Annotated in this window: 11 protein-coding genes; 8 read left to right on the top strand and 3 right to left on the bottom strand. The window is 70.3% G+C overall.

The features are described 5' to 3' along the window. Positions 1-13 precede the first annotated feature (13 nt). The 4 genes from ACFY5C_RS23895 (at position 14) to ACFY5C_RS23880 (ending at position 6,739) form a co-directional block, all read left to right on the top strand. Positions 14-1,099, top strand: a complete 1,086-nt coding sequence (locus ACFY5C_RS23895; RefSeq protein ID WP_389447305.1) for a glycine betaine/L-proline ABC transporter ATP-binding protein — start codon at positions 14-16, stop codon at positions 1,097-1,099. After that, positions 1,099-3,102 (top strand): ABC transporter permease, encoded by a 2,004-nt coding sequence (locus ACFY5C_RS23890; RefSeq protein ID WP_389447303.1) that lies wholly within the window; start codon positions 1,099-1,101, stop codon positions 3,100-3,102. Before ACFY5C_RS23895 ends, ACFY5C_RS23890 begins: the two co-directional genes overlap by 1 nt. A gap of 13 nt (positions 3,103-3,115) precedes the next feature. Continuing rightward, complete coding sequence (locus ACFY5C_RS23885; RefSeq protein WP_389447301.1) at positions 3,116-4,087, top strand: ABC transporter substrate-binding protein; 972 nt, start codon at positions 3,116-3,118, stop codon at positions 4,085-4,087. 213 nt (positions 4,088-4,300) lie between these two features. Continuing rightward, positions 4,301-6,739: an FAD-dependent oxidoreductase gene (locus ACFY5C_RS23880; protein ID WP_389447299.1), complete on the top strand. Its 2,439-nt coding sequence runs from the start codon at positions 4,301-4,303 to the stop codon at positions 6,737-6,739. A 6-nt stretch (positions 6,740-6,745) separates the two neighbouring features. Here the strand turns inward: ACFY5C_RS23880 and ACFY5C_RS23875 are convergent, their stop codons facing one another. Continuing rightward, complete coding sequence (locus tag ACFY5C_RS23875) at positions 6,746-7,543, bottom strand: IclR family transcriptional regulator (protein ID WP_389447297.1); 798 nt, start codon at positions 7,541-7,543, stop codon at positions 6,746-6,748. 218 nt (positions 7,544-7,761) lie between these two features. Between ACFY5C_RS23875 and ACFY5C_RS23870 the strand changes: the two genes are divergently transcribed. Further along, complete coding sequence (locus ACFY5C_RS23870; protein ID WP_389447667.1) at positions 7,762-8,184, top strand: YciI family protein; 423 nt, start codon at positions 7,762-7,764, stop codon at positions 8,182-8,184. Further along, a complete protein-coding gene (locus tag ACFY5C_RS23865) occupies positions 8,177-9,322 on the top strand; it encodes an RNA polymerase sigma factor (protein WP_389447295.1) in 1,146 nt (381 codons plus the stop codon). The genes ACFY5C_RS23870 and ACFY5C_RS23865 overlap by 8 nt, the downstream gene beginning before the upstream one ends. A 23-nt stretch (positions 9,323-9,345) precedes the next feature. On the opposite strand, the gene ACFY5C_RS23860 is transcribed toward ACFY5C_RS23865, so the two are convergent. After that, entirely contained in the window at positions 9,346-12,585 is a 3,240-nt protein-coding gene (locus ACFY5C_RS23860) for a BTAD domain-containing putative transcriptional regulator (protein ID WP_389447293.1), read from the bottom strand. A 184-nt stretch (positions 12,586-12,769) separates the two neighbouring features. On the opposite strand from ACFY5C_RS23860, the gene ACFY5C_RS23855 reads away from it, so the two are divergent. Then, positions 12,770-13,657 carry an NAD(P)-dependent oxidoreductase gene (locus tag ACFY5C_RS23855; RefSeq protein WP_389447291.1) on the top strand — a complete coding sequence of 296 codons (888 nt, stop codon included), beginning with the start codon at positions 12,770-12,772 and terminating at the stop codon, positions 13,655-13,657. A 485-nt stretch (positions 13,658-14,142) separates the two neighbouring features. Here the strand turns inward: ACFY5C_RS23855 and ACFY5C_RS23850 are convergent, their stop codons facing one another. After that, positions 14,143-15,045: a DUF4436 family protein gene (locus tag ACFY5C_RS23850; RefSeq protein ID WP_389447289.1), complete on the bottom strand. Its 903-nt coding sequence runs from the start codon at positions 15,043-15,045 to the stop codon at positions 14,143-14,145. Positions 15,046-15,606: 561 nt separating this feature from the next. On the opposite strand from ACFY5C_RS23850, the gene ACFY5C_RS23845 reads away from it, so the two are divergent. Next, positions 15,607-16,056 carry a hypothetical protein gene (locus ACFY5C_RS23845; protein WP_389447287.1) on the top strand — a complete coding sequence of 150 codons (450 nt, stop codon included), beginning with the start codon at positions 15,607-15,609 and terminating at the stop codon, positions 16,054-16,056. The last annotated feature ends 50 nt before the right edge of the window (positions 16,057-16,106 follow it).

Raw genomic sequence — 16,106 nt, 5'->3', positions numbered from 1 at the left:
AAAGAGGTCGAACGTGACCACACAGACCGAGGTGCCGCAGCGGCGCGGCACGCCCCAGGACTCGGGCTCCACCCCGGTCATATCCGTGCGCAGGCTGTGGAAGGTGTTCGGGCCGAAGGCCGACCAGGTGCCGGACTCCGAGGAGTTGCGCGGCCTCACCCGCCGCGAGCTCATGGACCGTACCGGATGCACCGCCGCCGTACGGGACGTCCACTTCGACGTCTCGCCCGGCGAGGTGTTCGTCGTCATGGGCCTGTCCGGCTCCGGCAAGTCCACGCTGGTGCGATGTCTGACGCGGCTGATCGAACCCACCGCCGGCGAGATCGTCTTCGAGGGCGAGGACATCCGCAAGGCCGACGCGGGACGCCTGCGCGACCTGCGGCGCCGCAAGTTCTCCATGGTCTTCCAGCACTTCGGTCTGCTGCCCCACCGCCGCGTGATCGACAACGTGGCGTTCGGGCTGGAGATCCGCGGCATGAGCAGGGCCGAACGGGCCAAGCGGGCCATGGAGGTCGTCGAACTGGTCGGCCTCGCCGGCTACGAGAACTCCTACCCCGACCAGCTCTCCGGCGGCATGCAGCAGCGCGTCGGACTCGCCCGCGCGCTGGCCGGCGAGCCGGACGTGCTCTTCTTCGACGAGCCGTTCTCCGCGCTCGACCCGCTGATCCGGCGCGACATGCAGAACGAGGTCATCCGTCTGCACCACGAGGTCGGCAAGACCATGGTGTTCATCACCCACGACCTCTCCGAGGCCCTCAAGCTCGGCGACCGCATCCTGATCATGCGCGACGGCAAAATGGTCCAGTGCGGCACCGGCGACGAGCTGGTGGGCGCCCCGGCGGACGACTACGTACGCGAGTTCGTGAAGGACGTGCCGCGCGGCGACGTGCTGACCCTGCGCTGGATCATGCGCCCCGCGCAGCCCGACGACGCCCTGGACGGACCGGAGTTGGGACCGGACGTCGTGGTGCGCGAGGCCACCCGGGCCGTGCTGGCCGCCGAGAAGCCGGTCAAGGTCGTCGAGAACGGCAAGCTGCTCGGCATCGTCGGCGACGAGGAGATCCTCGCGGTGGTCGCCGGGCGGGAAGGCGACGCGTGATGACCGTCGCCGTGGAGAAACCCGAGAAGACCGGGGCCGTCGAGGAACCGGCCGCTCCCGCAAGGACCGGGCGCAGGATCAGTCGGCCCATGGTGGTGGCCGCGATCCTGGTCGTGTGGCTGGTGCTGTTCCTCGTGCTGCGCGGCAAGCAGACCCTGACCCTGGCTGCGGCCGACCTGACCGATCTGCACCGGTGGTTCAACGACGTCAACGACTCGGTCGGCGCGAACCGCAACTCCAACCCGCTCTTCCTGTACTTCTTCAACGAGATCCGGCTGGTCATCGACTCCCTGGTGACCTTCGTGCAGGAGCTGATCTCGCAGCCCGCCGCCGGCCGGCCCGTCCCGCAGATCGGCTGGCTGGGTGTCGTCGGCATCGCCGGCTACGTCTCCTGGGCCGTGGGCAACTGGCGGGTCGCGCTGCTCGCGGTGGCCGGCTTCACCTTCCTGGGCCTTCAGGGCCTGTGGCAGGAGAGCATGGACACCCTGGCGCTGACCGTCTCCGCGGTCTTCGTGGCACTGCTCTTCGCGATCCCGCTGGGCGTGTGGGCGGGGCTGTCCGACCGGGTCAACCGGATCGTGACGCCGTTCCTGGACTTCATGCAGACGATGCCGACCTTCGTCTACCTGGCCCCGCTGACGCTGTTCTTCCTCATCGGCCCGGCCTCCGCCACCATCGCCACGCTGATCTACGCGGCACCGCCCGCGATCCGTATCACCGCGCACGCCATCCGCTCCGTACCGACGACCACGGTCGAGGCGGCGGACTCGATGGGCGCCACGCGTCGGCAGACCCTGACCAAGGTGCTGCTGCCGATGTCCAAGCGGACCGTGGTGATGGGCGTCAACCAGACCATCATGGCCGCCCTGGCCATGGTCACCATCGCGGCCCTGATCGACGCGCCCGGGCTCGGCAAGACCGTCGTCCAGGCACTGCAGTCCCTCGACGTCGGCACGGCCTTCAACGCGGGTCTGGCCATCGTCGTCATGGCCATCGTGCTGGACCGGGTCACCACCGCGGCGAGCGGACGCGAGGAGGCGGCCCGGCGTTCGAAGAACCGCTTCCAGGCCTGGCGGCGCCCGCTGCTGGGCGTGGGCGCGGCGGTCACGGCCGTCCTGATCTTCATGTCCCACACCTATGTCTGGGCGGCGGAGTTCCCCGGCGAGGGCGGCGTCGGCAGCGCCGTCTCCAGCGGGGCGGACAACGTGACCACGTGGGCGCAGGACAACCTGGGAGGCCTCACCAACGCGATCCGTGACGTCATCACCACCGGTCTGCTCAACCCGTTCCAGACGCTCCTCACGGACTCCCCGTGGTGGCTCGTCGGCGCGGCGCTGATCGCGCTCGGCGTCGTGGTCGGCGGCCTGCGCGCCGGCATCACCACGGCGGTCTGCGTGGGCCTGCTGGTCGGCACCGGGGTGTGGTCGGACAGCATGACCACGCTGGCGTCGACCGTCGTCGCCACGGTCCTCGTGATGCTGCTCGGCATCTGCTTCGGCGTGTGGATGGGCCGCAGCGCGCTGGTGGACCGGCTGATCCGGCCCACCCTGGACGCGGCCCAGGTCATGCCGCCGTTCGTCTATCTCGTGCCGTTCCTCGCCCTGTTCGGCGCGACCCGCTTCACGGCGATCGTCGCCGCCGTCGTCTACGCGGCCCCCGTCGCCATGAAGATCATCGCCGACGGGGTGCGGAACGTGCCGGCGACCACCGTGGAGGCGGCCACCTCCGCCGGGTGCAACACCTGGCAGATCATCACCAAGGTCCAGTTGCCGATGGCACGCAGCGCCCTGACCCTCGCGACCAACCAGGGCCTGATCTATGTGCTGTCGATGGTCGTGGTGGGCGGCCTGGTGGGCGCGGGCGCCCTCGGCTACGACGTCGTGGCCGGCTTCTCACAGGGCCAGCTGTACGGGAAGGGGCTCGCCGCGGGGCTTGCCATCGTCCTTCTCGGAGTCATGTTCGACCGGATCACCCAGGCAGCGGCGCGACGTGCCGGCGCATAAGGAGTCACTGATCATGGCAAGGCAAGCAACACACTGGAGATACGGCGTGGCCGGCATCGCCGTCCTCGGTCTCACCCTCACCGCATGCGGCGGCGCGAAGGTCGGTGACGACAGCGCCGGCGGCTCGGACGGCTCGGGCAAGTGCGGCACCTTCAACCTGGCGATCAACCCGTGGGTGGGCTACGAGGCCAACGCGGCGGTCGTCGCGTACGTCGCGGAGCAGGACCTCGGCTGCAAGGTGGTCAAGAAGGACCTGAAGGAGGAGATCGCCTGGCAGGGCTTCGGGACGGGCGAGGTCGACGCCGTCATCGAGAACTGGGGCCACGACGACCTGAAGAAGAAGTACATCACCGACCAGAAGACCGCCGTCGACGCCGGCCTGACCGGCAACAAAGGCCTCATCGGCTGGTACGTGCCGCCGTGGCTGGCCAAGGCGCATCCGGATATCACCGACTGGAACAACCTCGACAAGTACGCGGCGAAGTTCAAGACGTCCGAGTCCGGCGGCAAGGGCCAACTCCTCGACGGCGACCCGTCGTTCGTCACCAACGACGAGGCCCTGGTGAAGAACCTGAAGCTGGACTACAAGGTGGTGTACGCGGGCAGCGAGGCCGCCCTCATCCAGGCCTTCCGCAAGGCGGAGAAGAACAAGGAATGGGTGATCGGCTACTTCTACGAGCCCCAGTGGTTCATGTCCGAGGTGCCGCTCGTCAAGGTCAAGCTGCCGGAGTACAAGACGGGCTGTGACGCCGACGCGGAGAAGATCGCCTGCGACTACCCCGTGTACGAGCTGGACAAGATCGTCAGCGCGAAGTTCGCCAAGTCGGGCAGCCCCGCCTATGACCTGGTCAAGAACTTCACCTGGACCAACGACGACCAGAACGCCGTGGCGAAGTACATCGCGGTCGACAAGATGACCCCCGAGGCCGCGGCCAAGAAGTGGGTCGAGGCCAACCGCGCCAAGGTGGACGCCTGGATCAAGTAGGCCCCTGGCAGGCCCTTCACGGATGCCCGGTGGGCGGTGCGCGCGGGATGCGCACCGCCCACCGGGCATCGCCGTGTCCAGGTGTGTTCCCCGAGGTCGCGGACCCCTTGACACCCACCTGCACGACGGGCACATTGAGTTGCGCAACCTGAACCAAGTTGCGTGAGCAGCAACTGGATCGGATCGACTGGTTAGCCAACCGGAGGTGCGGCGATGGCGGGTCCCCGAGTGGTCATCATCGGAGCGGGAGTCGTCGGTGCGGCGCTCGCGGACGAGATCTCCGCGCGAGGCTGGACCGAAGTGACCGTGGTCGACCAGGGCCCGCTCCCCGCCACCGGGGGCTCCAGCTCGCACGCCCCGGGCCTGGTCTTCCAGACCAACTCCTCCAAGACCATGACCGAGCTGGCCCGCTACACGGTCGAGAAGTTCTGCTCCCTGGACGTCGACGGCAAGCCGTGCTTCCTCCAGGTCGGCGGCCTGGAAGTGGCGACCACGCCCGAGCGCCTGACGGAACTGCGGCGCCGCCACGGCTGGATCACCGCCTGGGGCATCGACTCCCGGCTCCTGAGCGCCGAGGAGTGCGTCGAGCAGCACCCGCTGGTCAACCCCGACCGGGTCCTCGGCGGCCTTCTGGTCCCGACGGACGGCCTCGCCAAGGCCGTGCTCGCTGTCGAGGCGCAGATCCGCCGGGCCACCGCACGCGGCGTGCGCTTCCTCGCCCGCCACGAGGTCCTCGGCGTCCAGCAGGCCGACGGCCGCGTCACCGCAGTCCACACCGACCAGGGCGAGATCCCCGCCGACATCGTGGTGTGCTGCGCCGGCATCTGGGGCCCGAGGATCGCCCGCATGGTCGGCATGAACCTGCCGCTGACCCCGCTCGCCCACCAGCTCGCCTGGACCGGCCCCGTCCCGGCCCTGGCCGGCCAGACCGAGGAGGCGGTCCGCCCGATCCTGCGCCACCAGGACGCCGACCTCTACTACCGCGAACGCTTCGACGGCATCGGCATCGGCTACTACGGCCACCGCCCGATGCCGATCTCCGCCGACGACATCCTCTCCGTCGACGAGGCCGACGACATGCCTTCGGTCCTGAAGTTCACGCAGGAGGACTTCGAGGAGGCCTGGACCGAGACCCGGTCCCTGCTCCCCGCCACGAAGGAGGCCAAGGTCGAGGAGGGCATCAACGGCCTGTTCTCCTTCACCACCGACAACTTCCCGCTTCTCGGCGAGTCCCCGGACGTCAAGGGCTTCTGGGTCGCCGAGGCCGTCTGGGTCACCCACTCAGCGGGCGTCGGCCGGGCCATGGCCGAGTGGCTGGTCGACGGGTACTGCTCCTCCTTCGACCTGCACGAGTGCGACGTCAACCGCTTCGAGCCGCACCAGCTCTCCCCGGAGTACGTCCTGGCCCGTGACTGCCAGAACTTCGTCGAGGTCTACGACATCCTCCACCCGCTTCAGCCGTCGGGCGACCCGCGCCCGATCCGCACCAGCCCCTTCCACGTCCGCCAACGCGAGCACGGCGCCTTCTTCCTGGAGGCGAACGGCTGGGAGCGGCCGCACTGGTACGAGGCCAACGCGGCGCTCACCGAGGGCCGTTCGGTCCCCATCCCGAACGACTGGGCCGCGCAGTACTGGTCGCCCATCGTCGGCGCCGAGGCCCAAGTGACCCGCGAGACGGTCGCGTTGTACGACATGACGGCCCTCAAGCGGCTGGAGGTGGCCGGCCCCGGTGCGGCGGCCTTCCTGGAGCGGCTGTGCACGGGCAAGGTCGCGAAGTCGGTCGGCTCGGTGACGTACACCCTCCTGCTGGACCACGACGGCGGTATCCGCAGCGACATCACCGTCGCCCGACTCGCCCGCGACCGGTTCCAGGTCGGCGCCAACGGCAACCTCGACCTCGACTGGTTCACCCGCCACCTCCCCGCCGACGGCACCGTCCAGGTCCGCGACATCACCCCAGGAACCTGCTGCATCGGCCTGTGGGGCCCGCTCGCCCGCAAGGTCCTGCAGCCCCTGACGGACGAGGACTTCTCGAACGACGGGCTGAAGTACTTCCGCGCCAAGCCCGCCTACATCGGCAGCGTCCCGGTGACGGCGATGCGCCTGTCGTACGTCGGCGAACTCGGCTGGGAGCTCTACACCTCCGCCGACCAGGGCCTGAAGCTGTGGGACACCCTGTGGCAGGCGGCCGAGCCGCTGGGCGGCATCATCGCGGGCCGCGGCGCCTTCAACAGCCTCCGGCTGGAGAAGGGTTACCGCTCCTTCGGCACCGACATGACCTACGAGCACGACCCGTACGAGGCCGGCGTCGGCTTCGCCGTCAAGCCCGACAAGGACGACTTCATCGGGAAGGCGGCCCTGGAGCGCCGTAGGACGGAGGCACGGCGGAAGCTGACCTGCCTCACCATCGACGACCCGCAGTCCGTCGTCATGGGCAAGGAGCCGGTGTACGACGGGGAGCGCGCGGTCGGCTACGTCACCAGCGCGGCCTACGGCTACACGATCGGCAAGGGCATCGCCTACGCGTGGCTGCCGACCGAACTCGCTGCTCCCGGCACGGCATTGCACATCGGCTACTTCGACAAGCGGGTCGAGGCGGTCGTGGCCGAGGAGCCGTTGTTCGATCCGTCGATGTCCCGGCTCCGCGGGTGAGGGTGATCAGTCCGGGGAGCCCATCCGGTGGCTGATCTCGTCCGCGCCCCTCATCAGCACAGGGGCGAGCTCGTGGATGCGCTCCTCGGTGAGGCGGTACGCGGGGCCTGAGGCGCTGAGGGCGGCGACGACGTCGCCCTCACGGGACCGGATCGGGGCCGCGACGGCGTGCAGCCCGATCTCGAGTTCCTCCAGCGTCACCGCGTATCCGCGCTCCCGGGTCTCGGCGAGGTTCTTCTCCAGCTTGGTCTTAGCGGTGAGCGTGTGCGGGGTCATCTTCTGCATCCCGGACGCCGCGAGCACTTCGGCGCGCTCCTTCGCCGGCCGGTGGGCCAGCAGGATCTTGCCGCTCGACGTGGCGTGCACCGGGGTCAGCCTCCCTACCCAGTTGTGCGCACCGACCGCTCCCGGGCCCCGTACCTGATAGAGGTTGACGGCGTAATGCTCCTGCAGGACCGCGATGTTGACCGTCTCGCCGATCTCCTCGCTGAGCCGCTCGCACACCGGCCGACCCTGCTGCGTGATGTCCAGACGGCTCGTGACCGCGCCCGCCAGACGCACGATCCCGAAGCTGAGCCGGTACTTGCCCCGCTCGGCCGTCTGCTCGACCAGACCGCGCGCCTCCAGCGCACCGAGGAGACGGAACGCGGTCGACTTGTGGACGTCGATCTCGGCGGCGACCTCGCTGACACCCGCCTCACCGCGTTGAGCGAGGATCTCCAGGACGCTGACAGCGCGGTCGACGGACTGCACGCCGCTCACCGTGGGACCTGCTGTTTCTCCTTCTGCCGCGTGGTTGCTCATAGCGCAACTATACGGCGGCCCCGGAAGGCTGCCCAGCGAAGAGACGACCCGGCCTGCGGCTCCGTAAAGGGGGTCCCTCGACGGCCGGCCCCGCCGACCGCGGAAGAGCCGGAAGAAAGCCGGAAAAATTTGGCCGCGGATGTCGAGAACCCGCGACCTGCTCCGTCCCCGGGGTGAACGCGACCACAATGGGTCGCATCAGCACCGAGGAGAACATCATGGCCAAGTACCTGCTGCTCAAGCACTACCGTGGCGCTCCGGCGGCGGCCAACGACGTGCCCATGGACCAGTGGACACCGGAGGAGATCTCGGCGCACGTGCAGTACATGCGGGACTTCGCGGACCGGCTGGAGAAGGCCGGAGAGTACGTCGACGGGCAGGCGCTCGCCCCGGAGGGGACGTGGGTGCGGTACGACGGTGAGGGGCGCCCGCCGGTCACCGACGGGCCGTTCGCCGAGACCAAGGACCTCATCGCCGGGTGGATGGTCATCGACGTCGACAGCTACGAGCGGGCCGTCGAACTGGCCGGCGAGCTGTCGGCCGCCCCCGGCGCCGGCGGGAAGCCGATCCACGAGTGGCTGGAGCTGCGCCCGTTCCTCACCGCGTCGCCCACCGTCACGGACTGCCACGCCGGTGGATGAGGCACTCCTCAGAAGCCTCACTCCGAGCGTGCTGACCGTCCTCGTCCGCCGCGGAGCCGACTTCGCGGCGGCCGAGGACGCCGTACAGGACGCCCTGGTCGAGGCGGTCCGCGTCTGGCCGGCCGGCCCTCCGCGCGATGCGAAGGGCTGGCTGATCACCGTGGCCTGGCGCAAGTTCCTCGACGCGACCCGGTCGGACGCCGCCCGCCGCCGGCGTGAGGACCTCGTGGACGAGGAGCCGGCGCCCGGGCCCGCGCCCGCGGTCGACGACACGCTCCAGCTCTACTTCCTGTGCGCCCACCCCTCGCTCACGCCGTCGTCGGCGGTCGCGCTCACCCTGCGCGCCGTCGGCGGCCTCACCACGCGGCAGATCGCCCAGGCTTACCTGGTGCCCGAGGCGACCATGGCGCAGCGCATCAGCCGCGCCAAGCGCACCGTCTCCGGCGTGCGGTTCGACCAGCCCGGAGACGTCGCCACCGTGCTGCGCGTCCTCTACCTCGTCTTCAACGAGGGCTACTCCGGCGACATCGACCTCGCCGCCGAGGCCATCCGGCTCACCCGGCAGCTCGCGGCGGCGATCGACCACCCCGAGGTGGCGGGGCTGCTCGCCCTCATGCTGCTCCACCACGCCCGGCGCGCCTCGCGGACCGCGCCCGACGGCAGCCTGGTGCCGCTCGCCGAGCAGGACCGCGGCAAGTGGGACACCAAGTCGATCGCCGAAGGCGTCGACATCCTGCAGGCGGCGCTCGCCCGCGACCGCCTCGGCGAGTTCCAGGCCCAGGCCGCCATCGCGGCACTCCACGCCGACGCACCCGTCGCCGAGGAGACCGACTGGGTGCAGATCGTCTTGTGGTACGACGAGCTCACGCGCCTGACCGACAGCCCGGTCGTCCGCCTCAACCGTGCGGTCGCCGTGGGCGAGGCCGACGGTCCACGCGCGGGCCTCGCGGCGCTCGCGGAGCTGGACGACTCACTGCCCCGCCACACCGCGGTGGCGGCGTACCTGCACGAGCGCGACGGCGACCTGGCGACGGCGGCACGGCTCTACGCCGAGGCGGCCCGGCAAGCCCACAACCTCGCCGAACGCGACTATCTGACCCGCCAGGCCGCCCGCCTCAACACCCGCCGACGACGGTGACGCCCGCAGTGGGTCGCCGCCGCTCACGGTTTCGCCGGCTGCGTCGCCTCCACCGTGGCCTGGCTCTCGTGGTCCCGTTGGGCGCCGACGGTGAACTCGTGGGTGTACGCGGCCTCGTCGACCATGGCGCGCAGGCGGCCGGAGATGCGCTCCACGTCACCCTGCTCCGCAGCGGGGTGCGGGGCCCCGGCCCGTTCCCGGGTCGCCGCCGCCGTACCGAGCAGACGGATCGCCCGCTCCGCGGCCCCGGCCAGGGAGTACGCACCCGCCAGCCCCTCGAGGGCCAGGGCGACCGAGCGGGGGTCCTTGGTCGTCGCGGCGGCCGCGAGACCGTCCCGGTGGTACGCGAGCGCACGGCCGGCGTCGCCGCGCAGCTCGGCGATGAAGCCCAGCTCGGCCAGGACCAGAGCGAGGCCCGGTCCGTCGCCGCGCCGGCGGTTCCAGGTGAGCCAGGGCCGCAGCCACTCCTCGGCGGCGTCCAGCCGGCCCTGGCGGCGGGCGCTCAGCGCGAGGCCCAGTGCGGCGAACTGCTCTGCGGGCTGGTTGCCCTGCTCGACCGCAAGCCGCAGGGCACGCGTGTGCAGGTCGTCGGCCTCGTCGTAGCGCTGGTCGAGCAAGGCGATCCTGCCGAGGCCCGACAGCTTCGCGGACATCTCCGGCCAGGTCTCCAGGGCCTGCGCGATCTGCAGGCTCTCCCGGTGCAACCGGGCCGCCCGGTCGTAGTCGCCGTTGATCTCGGCGAGCCTGCCGAGCACGTCGGTCGTCTTCAACCGGCCCCACAGGTCGCCCAGTTCCGCGAAGTGGGAGCGGGCGTCCTCGGCGTTGCCGCGCAGCGACTCCAGGTCACCGCGGGCCAGGGCGAAGCAGGCCCGTGTGGTCAGCGCGGCGGCGGTGCCCCACGTGTCGCGCAGGGTGCGGAAGCGGACCAGGACGCGCTCGACGCGCTGCTCGCCCGCGACCAACGCCCCCACCGTCCACTGCGCGTGCGCCAGGAACCACTGCGCCCTGGTCGACCCCAGGGTGGACGCGGGACCGTACGCGTCCAAGGCGTCGCACCCGCGGTCGTGCTCGCCGAGCAGCAGGCGGATTCCCGCGTACCAGAACTCCGCCTCCCGGCGCTCCTCGGGCGCGGCCTCGCCCGGCGTGTCCAGGGCTGTGGCCAGCGCCCTGCGGGCCTCACCCAGCCGGCCCCGGACGTACCAGTACCAGGTCATCGAGTTGACCAGGCGCAGTGCTTCCTGCGCGGCCCCGGCCCGGGCCGCCTCGGCCAGCGCGCGCTGCACATTGCCCGCCTCCAGGCCGAGGTACTGCAACCAGCGCGACTGCTCCCGCCCGTGCAGATGCGGCCGGGCGCGCTCGGCGAGGCGGACGCAGTGGAGCAGGTGCCGGGCCGCGGTCTCGGCATGGTCACCGGAATCGGCGAGCCTGTCACGCGCGTAGACGGCGACGGACTCCAGCAGCCGGTAGCGCGGTCCCTGCGGTCCCTCAGTGCGGAGTGCCAGTGAGCGCTCCACGAGCAGGCTCAGCGCGTCGAGGACGTCGTCGGGAGACACGCCACCCCCGGAGCACACGTCCTCGGCTGCCCGCAGGCCGCATCCCTCGCTGAACACCGACAGCCTGCCCAGCACGGTCCGCTCCCGGGCGTCGAGCAGGCCCCAGCTCCAGTCGAGCGTCGCCTGCAGGGTCCGGTGCCGTGAAGGGGCGTCCCGGTAACCGCTGTTGAGTACCTTGAAACGGTCGTCGAGACGGTCGTGCAGTTCCCTGATGCCCAGCGACCGCACGCGCGTGGCGGCCAGTTCCAGGGCGAGCGGGATGCCGTCCAGGCGCCGGCACACATCCGCGACGAGCGGGGCGGTGGTGGCGTCGAGCACGAAGTCCGGGTCCGACGCCCTGGTCCTGTCGACGAAGAGGCGTACGGCGCCCGCGCTCGTCAGCGCGTCGAGGTCCGGCAAATCCGCCGGCGGCAGCGACAGCGGCACCACCGGGTACACCGTCTCGTCCCGGATGCGCAGCGGTTCCTGGCTGGTCGTCAGGATGTGCACGTACGGGGCCCGGCCCAGCAGCAGCCCGGCCAGGCGCGCGACGGCTTCCACGACGTGTTCGCAGTTGTCCAGCACGAGCAGCAGCCGCCGGCCCGCCAGCGCGCTCGCCAGACGTTCCGTCGAGCCCTTGGCGTCGTCGTCCGCAACGTTCTCGCGGATGCCTATCGTCGCCATGACCCGCTCGGCCAGCGACTCCGCACCGGCGAAACTCTCCAAGCCCCCGGTGTCCGCGAGTTCCACCAGCCGGATGCCCCCGCCGAACGTGCCGGCCAGGCTCTGAGCCGTGGCCTGGGCGAGGCGGGTCTTGCCGACCCCTCCCGGGCCCGTGAGCGTCACCAGGCGGTGCTGTAAGAGCAGCGCCCGGATCGCCCGCACATCCTGTTCGCGGCCCACCAGGGGCGAGGCCGAACCGGTCGGCCGCGGCCCGGCCGGCAGCCCCGCCGCCGACTGCGCGGGCGGCTCCGGCCGGGCGAGAACGGGGTCGTGGCGCAGGATGGCCTGCTGCAGCGCCTCCAGGGACGGCCCGGGAGTCAGCCCCAGCTCGTCGTCGAGCCGGCGTCGCAGATCGGTGAAGCAGTCGAGCGCGTCGGAGGAGCGTCCCGCCTGATACAGCGCCCACATCAGCGCGCCCCGCAGCCCTTCGCGCAACGGGTGCTGCTCCACCAGCTCTGTCAACTCGCCCAGTAGCGCTCTGTGTTCGCCGAGCTCCAGACGTACCCCGGCGTGTTCCTCCACCGCCGTGAGGCGCTCCTCCTCGAGGCTCGCCGCCGTCGGCCGCACGGACGGCTGGTCCGCGAACTCGGCGAAGGCGGGGCCGCGCCACAGCCCCAGCGCCTCGGTGTACAGCGCTGCCCGCGTCATCGGGTCCTCGCCGGACCTGGCCCGGGCGACCAGGACGCGGAAACGCGCGGTGTCGAGCGCTCCGGCAGGGATGTCCAGGACGTATCCGGGCGGCCGGTGCACGACCAGTTCGCGGCCGCCGGCCTCCGCGTCCTCCAGCGCGCGCCGCAGTTGGGACACCTTGGCCTGGAGCGACGCCGTGGGCCGTGCCGTGAACGCCGAGCCGCCCCACAGGCCCTCGATGAGCCGGCCCGCCGGGACGACCTGCCCGTGGTGCGCGAGCAGATCGGCGAGGAGCATCCGCACTTTGACTTCGGGTACCCGCACGACACGTCCGGTATCCGTGCGCACCTCCAGCGGCCCCAGTACCCCGAATTCCATGATCTCAGCGTAACGGGCTGTCGACCGAGGCGACTTGCGACGAAAGGGCTCGGCCACCTCCCCGAAGTGCCTGTACGCAGCATTTCCGAAGCCGTCCGAAGCGAATCCGAAGGGGCATGGACCAGGGTTCCCCCAGGCCACTTCGAGGCCACTTCGAGCCACTTCGTACTGGAGGAATTGATTCATGGACGACAACCACACCTCGGTGTCGGTGCTCGGGCTCGGCCTGATGGGGCAGGCCCTGGCCGCCGCCTTCCTGAAGGCGGGTCACGCCACGACCGTGTGGAACCGCTCGCCGGACAAGGCCGACGGACTCGTCGCGGACGGCGCGGTGCTCGCCGCGAACCCCGCCGATGCCGTCGCCGCGAGTGACCTCGTCGTCGTGTGTGTGTCGACGTACGACGTCGTGCACGACGTCATCGGCTCGCTGGGCGAGGCCCTGCACGGCAAGACCGTGGTGAACCTGACGACGGGCTCCTCCGAGCAGGCCCGGTGGACCGCCGAGTGGGCGGAGAAGAACGGCGTCGAGTACCTCGACGGCGCCATCATGATCACCCCGCCCGGCATCGGCGCCGAGACCTCCGTCCTCTTCTACGCCGGCGACCAGGCGATCTTCGACGCCCATGAGCCGGTCCTGAGACTCCTCGGCGGCGGCACCACCTACCTCGGCACCGACCACGGCAAGCCCGCCCTGTTCGACGTGTCGCTGCTGGGCCTGATGTGGGGTGCCCTCAACAGCTTCCTGCACGGCGTCGCCATCGTGGAGACCGGCGGCGTCAAAGCACAGGAGTTCCTGCCGTGGGCGCACATGTGGCTCGACGCCATCAAGATGTTCACGGCCGACTACGCCGCGCAGATCGACGCCGGCGACGAGAAGTTCCCGGCCAACGACGCCACCCTGGAGACGCACCTGGGTGCGCTCAAGCACCTCGTCGAGGAGAGCGAGGCGCTCGGCGTCGACACCGAACTGCCCCGGTACTCCGAGGCGCTGATGGAGGGCATCATCGCCCAGGGCCACGCCAGGAACAGCTACGCCAGTGTGGTGAAGGCGTACCGCCGCCCACAGCGGTGACCGTGTCCGGCAGGCGCCCTTATGCGCCTCGCTGGGGCTGAGAAGCAGCCGAAGCCGGTGGGATGGCAGGTCTCTGCACGACGGCGAGGCCGACTGAGGTCGTCGGCCTCGCCGCGACGCGCTGCGGCCGGACGAGATTTCAGGGCTGACGGTCCCGATCTGCGGCCTGTTTCCGGCCCTTCAGCCTGCGTCGGTGCCCTTGGCTCTGACGGTGATCCGCCTGTGGTCGTACCCATGGGGCTCAGGCGACGGGCTGTAGGTGACTGAGGTCCTGGCGCGACCCCGCCCAGTGCGCACGCCCAGCCATCCCGCTCCTTCTTCGCCACCCCGACCGCGCCGAACGCGGGACACCGTCCCCAGCCCGGCCCACTCCTTCCACCCGGGGGCGCGGGCCGGGCTCACTGACGACCGTGCACGGCCAAAGCGTCGGCGGTACGGCCCTGGTGGCCCGGCGGGCGGCGGCGTGGACCCTGACTGTCAAAGCCCTAGGGGGTGATGGGGGTGTCGCCCGAGCGGAGGGCGGCGCGGAGGGCGGTGCGGACGCCGGTGACGACCACGGCGATCAAGCACAGGGCGATGATGGTCTCGGCCCACAAGAAGGCGAACCAGTCCAACACGCAGCCGATCGGAGGCGTGCCGGGGGCGGTGTTGCGGAACGCCGCGAGAGCGAACAGCGTGGCGGCCATCCAGGAGAGGGCGGGCCAGACCACGCCCTCACCACTGGTCGTCAGATACCAGGCCCCGATGAGCACGGATCCCGCCAGCGCCCACATGACGACCATCATGAAGACCGCAAAGGCGAGCAGGCTGCCCGACCGCGACAGCCTCAACTCCACGACGGCCTCTTGCCCGGAAGGAGGGGGCGCCGCGGAGATGGAGAAGAGCGTGGCGTTGTTGGAGAAGAGCATCCGCACCGGCACCTGCTTGCCCCCCATCAGTGCCCAGAACTCGATGTCGGTCTCGTACGTGTCGAACGGATAGTCGCTGATCGATCCCCCCGTGATCGCAACCTGTACGTCCTTGGGCGCGAGCCGCTCGTGGGCCTCGAACGCCAGGTCGCTGAGGGTCGCCACCGAGGTCTGGAGGCTGAGATCGGCCACCGGGGCCGTCCCTTCCTCCTCGCCGAGAGTCCCGCGCGGGGTGACTCGGACTCGCAGGACCAGCTCTCTGGCCGCGGCGTCGACGCTCTGGACGGTGGCCTCGACGTCCACCCGGTCGACGGCTCGGGATCCGACCGTGCGAACCGTCTCGTTCGCGTTCCGCTCGGTGAACTGCAGCCATGACCCAACGGACACCGCCACCAGGACCAGGAGGGCAAAAGGGATCAGGACCGGCAGAATCGATGCCCCGAATCGGCGGGGACGGGGCGAGTGCGAGGGCGGGGCCATGGTGACTCCGACGAGGTGAGAAGGGTGACGGGCTTGTCCCGCTCGGCGTCGGGAGCGGCCCTTTCGCCCGCGCGGTGTGTGACGGGCATGTCTGCCGTCCGGCGCGGAGCCGCACACGCAGTCACTTGTCGATCACAGGAGGCTACTGTAGGTGTTCGACGGATCGTCGCCACGGAGGCGGAGGCGCAACGGCCGTGCCGAGGGGTGCTGACATGGCTGAAGACCGGTTCGGCGTTCTCGCGTACCGAACCGTGATCGCCCCGGGCCTGACCGCGGGGCAGGGTGTGGACGCCTCTGTCGCTTTCGCGTGAGGTCGGACGGCGTCAGAGGGCAGGCGAACCGGCTCATGCATCAGTCCATGCCGGAGTGGGGCCGCGTGAGCCGGGGCGCGGCTCCCTCCCTCGCTGTGGATGATGCGATAGCAGGGCGCGTGTCAGGAGAAACCCACGGCAGGCGCCCCAATGCCTTTAGAAGAAGCCGAGCTTCTTTTCGCCCGTCGACTGGGATGGTGGCCAGGGTTCGCGCTCACCGAAAGTCACCTGGCAGCCACCAAATGGGTGCGTGATGCGTACTCTGTCGGTAACAGAACGTGCGGACGGCGACAGGGGTGCCATGCAGGCGGAGTTGGCGGTGTTGGCCGCGTCAGGGGCCACCACGATCGTGCAGCTGATGGCTCAGGACGCCTGGGCCACGACGAAGGACCGGGTGCTGGCGCTTTTCGGCGGAAGAGGGGCGAACGGCGTGGAGTCGGTCGAGACCGAACTCGACGAGACGCACGTTGCCGCCGCTGCTGGTAGCGATGACATGCGTCTCGCCCAGTTCGTTTCGCAGTGGCAAGCGCGGCTCCTCGTGCTGCTGCAAGAGGATCCGGCGACGGCTGAACAGGTGCGTGCTTTGGTGGCCGACTCAGCTGATCAAACAGGCTCGGTGCACAACGTCATCAGCGGTGGTGAGGTGAGGGGGGCGGTCGTCCAAAGCCGCACCATCAACGGTGACCTGAACTTCGGTTGACGGCACCGTGGTTGCAGAGAAGTAACTACGGCACAGCCGCCGACCCTAGA

It is taken from the genome of Streptomyces sp. NPDC012935 (genome assembly GCF_042900345.1).
GTDB lineage: Bacteria > Actinomycetota > Actinomycetes > Streptomycetales > Streptomycetaceae > Streptomyces.
This window is presented reverse-complemented; position numbering and strand designations above follow the sequence as displayed.

Excerpts from the sequence above, each read along its gene's own strand:
- ACFY5C_RS23875 (WP_389447297.1), bottom strand. The coding sequence starts at position 7,543 with ATGAGCAACCACGCGGCAGAAGGAGAAACAGCAGGTCCCACGGTGAGC.
- ACFY5C_RS23855 (WP_389447291.1), top strand. The coding sequence starts at position 12,770 with ATGGACGACAACCACACCTCGGTGTCGGTGCTCGGGCTCGGCCTGATG.
- ACFY5C_RS23880 (WP_389447299.1), top strand. The coding sequence starts at position 4,301 with ATGGCGGGTCCCCGAGTGGTCATCATCGGAGCGGGAGTCGTCGGTGCG.
- ACFY5C_RS23870 (WP_389447667.1), top strand. The coding sequence starts at position 7,762 with ATGGCCAAGTACCTGCTGCTCAAGCACTACCGTGGCGCTCCGGCGGCG.
- ACFY5C_RS23860 (WP_389447293.1), bottom strand. The coding sequence starts at position 12,585 with ATGGAATTCGGGGTACTGGGGCCGCTGGAGGTGCGCACGGATACCGGA.
- ACFY5C_RS23885 (WP_389447301.1), top strand. The coding sequence starts at position 3,116 with ATGGCAAGGCAAGCAACACACTGGAGATACGGCGTGGCCGGCATCGCC.
- ACFY5C_RS23890 (WP_389447303.1), top strand. The coding sequence starts at position 1,099 with ATGACCGTCGCCGTGGAGAAACCCGAGAAGACCGGGGCCGTCGAGGAA.
- ACFY5C_RS23850 (WP_389447289.1), bottom strand. The coding sequence starts at position 15,045 with ATGGCCCCGCCCTCGCACTCGCCCCGTCCCCGCCGATTCGGGGCATCG.